Below are 6,648 nucleotides of genomic sequence, written 5' to 3'. Positions count from 1 at the left end.
ACTATCGCCCCAAAATTCTGGTCAATTAATCCTATTTTATGCTAAGTGGGTGGGTGGAATTAAATATAAGATGAACGTAGGTTGGGTTGAAGCATGAAACCCAACGCCCGATTATGTTACGCTACCGCTAACCCATCCTACAAATAATTGTGCCTCCCTACTTAATTGGCAGCAAGGGATTATACTAGGGTTTGCGGCAAAAAGTGTTTCCTGGGGGTTGGGGTGTGGGGAAGGAAACCTCTTTCATCTGCGGTGGTGAAAATTTTTTCATCGGGACTGACTTGCTGATTCGGAAAAAAAAGGGCAGACAAAAGCCTCCCCTAGTATTAATGATTGGTCAATCAAACCTTAGACATCGTAGTAGAGAGAGAACTCGTAGGGGTGAGGACGTAAGCGCATCGGGTTAACTTCGTTATCGAGCTTGTAGGTGATCCAGTTGTGGATAAAGTCTTCGGTAAAGACACCAGAATCGGTCAAGAAAGCGTGATCTTTTTCGAGACTTTCCAGAGCTGCTTCTAAAGAACCGGGGGTAGAGGGTATTTTTGACAATTCTTCGGGACTGAGTTCGTAGATATCCACATCGAGAGGTTCCCCCGGTTCAATTTGATTTTTAATCCCATCGATACCGGCACAGAGCATAGCTGCAAAAGCGAGGTAGGGGTTAGAAGTCGCGTCAGGACAGCGGAATTCTAAACGTTTGGCTTTCGGGTTGCTTCCCGATAAAGGAATCCGAATCGAAGCGGAGCGATTACCTTGGGAGTAAGCCAGGTTTACAGGGGCCTCAAAACCGGGGACGAGACGCTTGTAAGAGTTGGTGGTGGGGTTAGTTAAAGCTAAGAGTGCGGGAGCGTGTCTAAGCAAACCACCGATGTAGTGCAGTGCCATTTGGCTAAGTCCGGCGTATTTATCCCCAGCGAACAGGGGTTGACCATCTTTCCAGATAGACTGGTGAACGTGCATCCCGGAACCATTATCACCAAAGATGGGTTTAGGCATAAAGGTGACGGTTTTACCGTATTTCTTGGCCACGTTCTTGATGCAGTATTTATAGGTCATCAAGTAGTCGGCAGCCCGTACTAGGGTAGAGAATTTAATCCCTAACTCGTTTTGACCACCAGTAGCGACTTCATGGTGATGTTTTTCGATGGGAACTCCGCAGTCGGCCATGGTTAAGAGCATTTCCGTGCGAATATCTTGAGAGGTATCGGTGGGACTAACGGGGAAATAACCCTGTTTGTAGGCGGGTTTATAGGCAAGATTTCCGTCTTTTTCGTCTTTACCGCTATTCCAACGACCTTCGACACTATCCATGTAGTAATAGCCTGCGTTGGCGGTTTGGTCGAAACGAGCGCTATCAAAGAGGAAAAATTCCGCTTCCGGTCCAAAATATACGGTATCACCTAAACCGGTAGTGCTAAGATAATCGATCGCTTTCTGAGCAATAGAGCGAGGATCGCGGCTATACCATTCACCGGTTCTCGGTTCTTTGATGCTACAGATCATGCTTAGGGTGGGTTCCTTGTAGAAGGGATCGATCCAAGCGGTGGTAGGATCGGGAACCATGGCCATGTCGGATTCGTTAATTGCTTTCCAACCGCGAATACTGGAACCATCGAAGGCAACACCATCGCTGAAAGAGCTTTCATCGATTTGATCGTAGTAGAACGAGCAATGTTGCCAGATACCTGGCATATCAATAAATTTCAGGTCGATAATCTTAATATTGTTGTCCTGAATCATTTTCAAGACTTCTTGTGGCGTTTCGGGCATGGAAAACTCCTTTGACGTATGAATCGGTTCTTAAGCTTCTCAAAAAATCCATCCTAAACAGTCACTTTGACCAGTTTTGTATTTTTCGATACAAAATCTTTGATCCTAGCTTGAAAAAATCTGTAATTTCCTTGTTCAGGTCGGTAATTGCTCCGAATGGCGATTTGCCCATCAGCTTCTACTGCCCCTTGCCCTACTTAGGGTTTGCGGCAAAAAGTTTTTCGTGGGGGTAGGGTGTGGGGTGTGGGGTGTGGGGTGTGGGGTTTTACCGATTTTCAGGTGGTCAATTAGCTAATTTTCAGGGAAAAAGTCCAGGAATTTTCCCCCCAATCACTCCAATGGTCGGCACTTTTTGAGGGGAAAAAAGTCTAAAAACCTTGTTGGATAAGGTTTTTAGATTTATTCAGCAAACCCTACTTAGGGTCTGCGGCAAAAAGTTTGTTGGTGGGGTTAGGAGTCAGTAGCCGGTCGTCAGTAGCCGGTCGTTTCAGGCTTTGTTGCCCTTCTTTTTTGTACCAGTTTATCTACTAAGAGAAGGATAATGCAAGTTTTTTGAATGTCCTAATCCTATATTCTGGCACTAACATCGGATTTTAACAGGTCAAAAGCCTTATTTTAAAAGGGTTTTACCATTATTCAGCCAGCCCTAATTAGGGTTTGCTGAATAAATCTTGTTCGAGCTGCCCGGTCATCACCGTCCGGCCCTGGCCGTGAGGATGTCAAACACTTAACCAGACATTTTGTCCTTAAATTCTGAAATATAACGTCTGCTTAACCCGGAACGATCAAAGCGTTAGATTAGAAAGAGTCCTTTTTTGAGAGATATTTAAACCTGATGGTCTGGCCTTTTAAACCGAAAACCCACAAACAAATCGCTCGAATAGAAATTACAGGTGCAATTGCCTCCGATACCCGCAAAAGAGTCTTAAAAGCCCTAGAAATCGTCAAAGAAAGGCAATATCCCGCCCTACTTCTCCGCATTGACTCCCCCGGGGGAACCGTGGGGGATTCCCAAGAAATTTATGAAGCATTGAAGCGGTTACAAAAAAACACGAAAATAATCGCTAGTTTTGGCAATATTTCCGCCTCTGGCGGCGTTTATATCGGTATGGGGGCCAATTATATTATGGCTAACCCCGGCACGATTACTGGCTCGATCGGTGTTATCCTCAGAGGGAACAATCTGGAAAGATTGTTGGATAAGGTGGGAGTTTCGTTTAAAGTGATTAAATCTGGCCCCTATAAAGATATTCTCTCCTTCGATCGAGAATTAACTGATGAAGAAGAAAGAATTCTCCAGGATATGATCGATACCAGTTATCAGCAATTTCTGCAAACCGTCGCCGGAGCGAGAAATTTAGATGTCAATCAGGTGAAAAGTTTTGCCGATGGGCGCATTTTTACCGGCCAACAGGCGTTAGAATTAGGAGTGGTTGATCGCTTGGGAACCGAGGAAGATGCCCGACTTTGGGCGCTAGAATTGGCAGGATTACCCCCAGATAAAACTAAATGTCAGACTATCGAAGAACCGAAACCCCTCCTCAGTCGTCTGACGGGCAATCGTTCCCCAATACCCCCAGGATTACAAAAAACCCTACAGCGCCTAGAATTTGAATTGGAAGTTAACGGACAACTATTGTGGTTATACCGACCCTGATGGCCAGATTAAAGTCGAGAAAAAGGGCGCGTTAACCCCTAAAATTGACTCATCAGGATTAGCGGAGGATGACAATCGTGCAGTGGAAGGTTCGAGCCATTCGGGGAGCAACGACAGTAACGGCTAATACTATTGAAGCTATACGAGAAGCAGTAACAGAACTCCTCGAAGCGATCGAAATCCACAATAGTCTCGATCCCGATGATATTGTTAGTATTATCTTTACGGCAACTCAGGATTTAGACGCGATTTTCCCCGCCGCTATCGCTCGCGAACGTCCCCATTGGCAAAATGTCCCCCTCCTCGATGTGCAACAGATGCACGTCGTTGGTAGTCTGGACAAGTGTATTCGCGTAATTCTCCACGTTAATACTCCCAAACTGCAAAGCGAAATGCAGCACGTCTATCTGCAAGGGGCGAAAAATCTTCGCCCCGATTGGCAGATTTCTCCAGTAACTATTAATCGCTAAAATCTTCGATAACTGACTAAATCCCCATTTCCGACAGCCAACTCAAAATTAATTGATTAACTTTTTCGGGATGTTCATCGTGGGGACAGTGACCAGCTTTGGCAATCGGATAAAATTGGGTATTATTTCCCATTTTAGCTCTTTCTTGGTAAATTACCGAACCGGCGATCGGTGTCCAAGGGTCATCCTCTCCCCAGAGTACCAATAAAGGGCGATCGATTTGCGGTAATAATTCCAGGGGAGAAGGTCCGGGGGGTGCCGTCAACACCGATGCGAACACTCCCCACGCACCCGCATCACAGGAGGGTTGATAGAGAATTTCGACTAATTCCTCGGTAATCGCGGTATGATCCCGATAAACCTGTTTTAAGGTGTTACGGATGCGATTTTTCTGCCTTACCTGTCCAAAAATAAACTTTCCTGTCACGGGAGAACTAACTAAACCGGTAAAGGCAGCCATGATTAAACGCAGCGGCAAATTTAATTCTTCGGGACGATGGTTTAATCCTCCGGCACAGTTAATAATTACTCCTCCAGCAGTGATTTCGGGAGATTCTGCCATCAGCATTAAGGTAATCAGTCCCCCGATGGAATTACCGATAAATACCGCCGGTTTTGCCATTTTTTCTCGCCAAAAGTCTTGTATTTGCCGCAGCCAAAGGTCGAGACTATAATCTAAAGCGGGCTTATCTGTACCCCCAAATCCCAAAAGATCTAGGGCATAGACTTGATAGCCATTTTCCGCTAAAACGGGGATATTTTTGCGCCAATGACCGATAGATGCCCCAAAACCGTGAATTAATACTAGGGGTTGTCCTTCTCCCCGCACAGTGTAGGGGATGGTGTGACCTTGCCATGTCCAAGACAATTGTTCTAAGCTAGTCCCAGTGAGCGGAGATTGTCGTGCCATTGTATGAAGTTTTATTAAGTGATAGGTAAATTATAGAGTAAAAATCAGTCGAGAATTTATGCCACAACGCCAGACTTTTACCAATAACTCGATGGAAATTTCCTATTTACAATGGAGCGATCGAGGTATGCCTCTATTATTATTGCACGGCATGGCGGATCATGCTTTGGTTTGGTCAAGCTTGGGCGATTATTTAAGCTCAAATTATCAAGTTATTGCCCCAGATTTGCGGGGACATGGGGAAAGCGGTAAACCGGCAACCGGTTATCACTTTCAGGATTATATCGGCGATTTAAGGGCTTTAATTAATCATTTAGGTTGGACGCAAGCACATATTTTAGGTCATTCTTGGAGTGCTAAAATAGCGGCAATTTGGGCAACTCAACAGCCGGAAGTATTTAAGAGTTTAATTTTAGTCGATCCCTTTTTTATCGATAAAATGCCTAGTTGGATTAGGATAACTTTTCCAATTCTCTATCAAGTTTTGCCCTTTTTAAAGATTACTCGCTCCTTTGATAGTTATCAGAGCATAGAGGCGATCGCTCGTCAATTAAAACAATATAAAGGTTGGTCAAATCTACAGCAAGAGGTGTTTAAAAATGCCATTGAACAAAAAGCTGATGGCAGTTGGAGTGGTAAATTCACTTTATCGGCACGCGGGGAAATTTTTGAGGATGTCATGGGGTTTGCCGGATTAACTAAAACTTTAGATATTCCCAGTTTATTAATCCTTCCCCAACAGGGATTAAATCGCACTGCTTGGCAAATTCAATCTTATAAAAAGTATTTAACTTCTCTAGAGATTAAAAAGATACCGGGTAATCATTGGGCATTTTTAGGGGAACCTGAAAGTTTTAATCAAGCGGTGGCCGAGTTTTTATCTGTTCAGGAAATTGTCTGATTAGCGGAGAGAACGAATCTGCAATTGGTAATAATCCTCGTCTAAACCTTGATTCTGCCTGTTATTAACCGAATTAAGCTGTTTTTGTAGTGCCAAAATGCGATCACTTGTAGCAGGATGGGTGCTGAGAATTGTCGGGGTAGAACCCCCCTGTTGTGCTAATTTTCCCATCAAGGAGATCATCGCCTTGGCTGCATAACCAGCCTCAGCTAGATTGTTTAAACCCAGTCGGTCCGCTTCTAATTCATCCTTGCGACTATTGGGCAGATTATAGGCGAGATTGACTGCCAATTGTACCCAAGTTTTTGTGTCTAATCCCGCCGCGCTGAGAAGTCCTTGGGCGAGGGCAGCATTGCTTGACATACTCCCACCGTCAAGCTACGCTGTGACGGGGGACTCTTTCCACATCGCTGTTAGAAATTCCTTGTTCAACGAGACAGCTTAGATTCTCAATGTCTCCATTAAGAATCCAGAGGCCGGACTCTCCCAAGGCGTTTGGGTCGGTTTCTGTTTGCCCAACAGTACCGTTGAGATGATTTCCCAAGTATTGCAACCCTTTTTTAAGGATATTTATTGCTGCATTATGATCCCTATCTAAGACTGTTTTACAATTGGGGCATTGATGAGTTCTAGTGCTTAATGATTTTTGAACTCTCGTCCCACAAACTGAACAATCTTGAGTCGTGAAATGGGGAGGAACAGCAACACAGACAATCCGATAAATCTTGGCAAAATAATTCAACCATTCAGTGAATTGATACCAAGAAGCATCACTAATCGACTTGGCAAGCTTACGGTTTTTGACTAAGTTTCTTACCTTTAAAGCCTCATAAACTACCAGATCATTAGACTGGACTAACGCCAAAGCGTCTTTAATTGCTTTGTCTTTACGTTGTCTTGACACTTTAAGATGAAGCCTAGCTACTTTTATCCGTTGCTT

Annotated in this window: 7 protein-coding genes and 1 pseudogene; 3 read left to right on the top strand and 5 right to left on the bottom strand. The window is 44.4% G+C overall.

The genetic code is table 11. The features are described from left to right. Positions 1-179: 179 nt before the first annotated feature. Positions 180-311 carry a hypothetical protein gene (locus PX482_RS12055; RefSeq protein ID WP_288027510.1) on the bottom strand — a complete coding sequence of 44 codons (132 nt, stop codon included), beginning with the start codon at positions 309-311 and terminating at the stop codon, positions 180-182. A 37-nt stretch (positions 312-348) separates the two neighbouring features. After that, a complete protein-coding gene (gene glnA / locus PX482_RS12050) occupies positions 349-1,770 on the bottom strand; it encodes a type I glutamate--ammonia ligase (protein ID WP_002759972.1) in 1,422 nt (473 codons plus the stop codon). A gap of 835 nt (positions 1,771-2,605) precedes the next feature. Between glnA and sppA the strand changes: the two genes are divergently transcribed. Both sppA and aroH read left to right on the top strand, forming a co-directional pair. Then, on the top strand, positions 2,606-3,427 hold the full coding sequence (sppA, locus tag PX482_RS12045) for a signal peptide peptidase SppA (protein ID WP_002759971.1): 822 nt from the start codon (positions 2,606-2,608) through the stop codon (positions 3,425-3,427). A gap of 68 nt (positions 3,428-3,495) precedes the next feature. Beyond that, entirely contained in the window at positions 3,496-3,897 is a 402-nt protein-coding gene (gene aroH / locus PX482_RS12040) for a chorismate mutase (RefSeq protein WP_002759969.1), read from the top strand. Between the two features lie 16 nt (positions 3,898-3,913). Here the strand turns inward: aroH and PX482_RS12035 are convergent, their stop codons facing one another. Beyond that, on the bottom strand, positions 3,914-4,807 hold the full coding sequence (locus PX482_RS12035; protein ID WP_002759967.1) for an alpha/beta fold hydrolase: 894 nt from the start codon (positions 4,805-4,807) through the stop codon (positions 3,914-3,916). A gap of 58 nt (positions 4,808-4,865) precedes the next feature. Here PX482_RS12035 and PX482_RS12030 point away from each other — a divergent pair, with 58 nt between their 5' ends. Further along, positions 4,866-5,708 (top strand): alpha/beta fold hydrolase, encoded by an 843-nt coding sequence (locus PX482_RS12030; protein ID WP_002798344.1) that lies wholly within the window; start codon positions 4,866-4,868, stop codon positions 5,706-5,708. On the opposite strand, the pseudogene PX482_RS12025 reads toward PX482_RS12030, so the two are convergent. Both PX482_RS12025 and PX482_RS12020 read right to left on the bottom strand, forming a co-directional pair. Continuing rightward, positions 5,709-6,062 (bottom strand): annotated as a pseudogene (locus PX482_RS12025) (M48 family metalloprotease); the annotation flags it as partial. A 19-nt stretch (positions 6,063-6,081) separates the two neighbouring features. Then, positions 6,082-6,648 (bottom strand): RNA-guided endonuclease InsQ/TnpB family protein (locus tag PX482_RS12020; protein ID WP_288094659.1); only part of this gene is annotated, 567 nt, incomplete at its 5' end.

This window comes from Microcystis sp. M53602_WE12 (assembly GCF_030065455.1).
In the GTDB taxonomy this organism is placed as follows: domain Bacteria; phylum Cyanobacteriota; class Cyanobacteriia; order Cyanobacteriales; family Microcystaceae; genus Microcystis; species Microcystis aeruginosa.
Note: the sequence above shows the minus strand (reverse complement) of the source record. Positions and strands in the feature narration are given on the sequence as shown.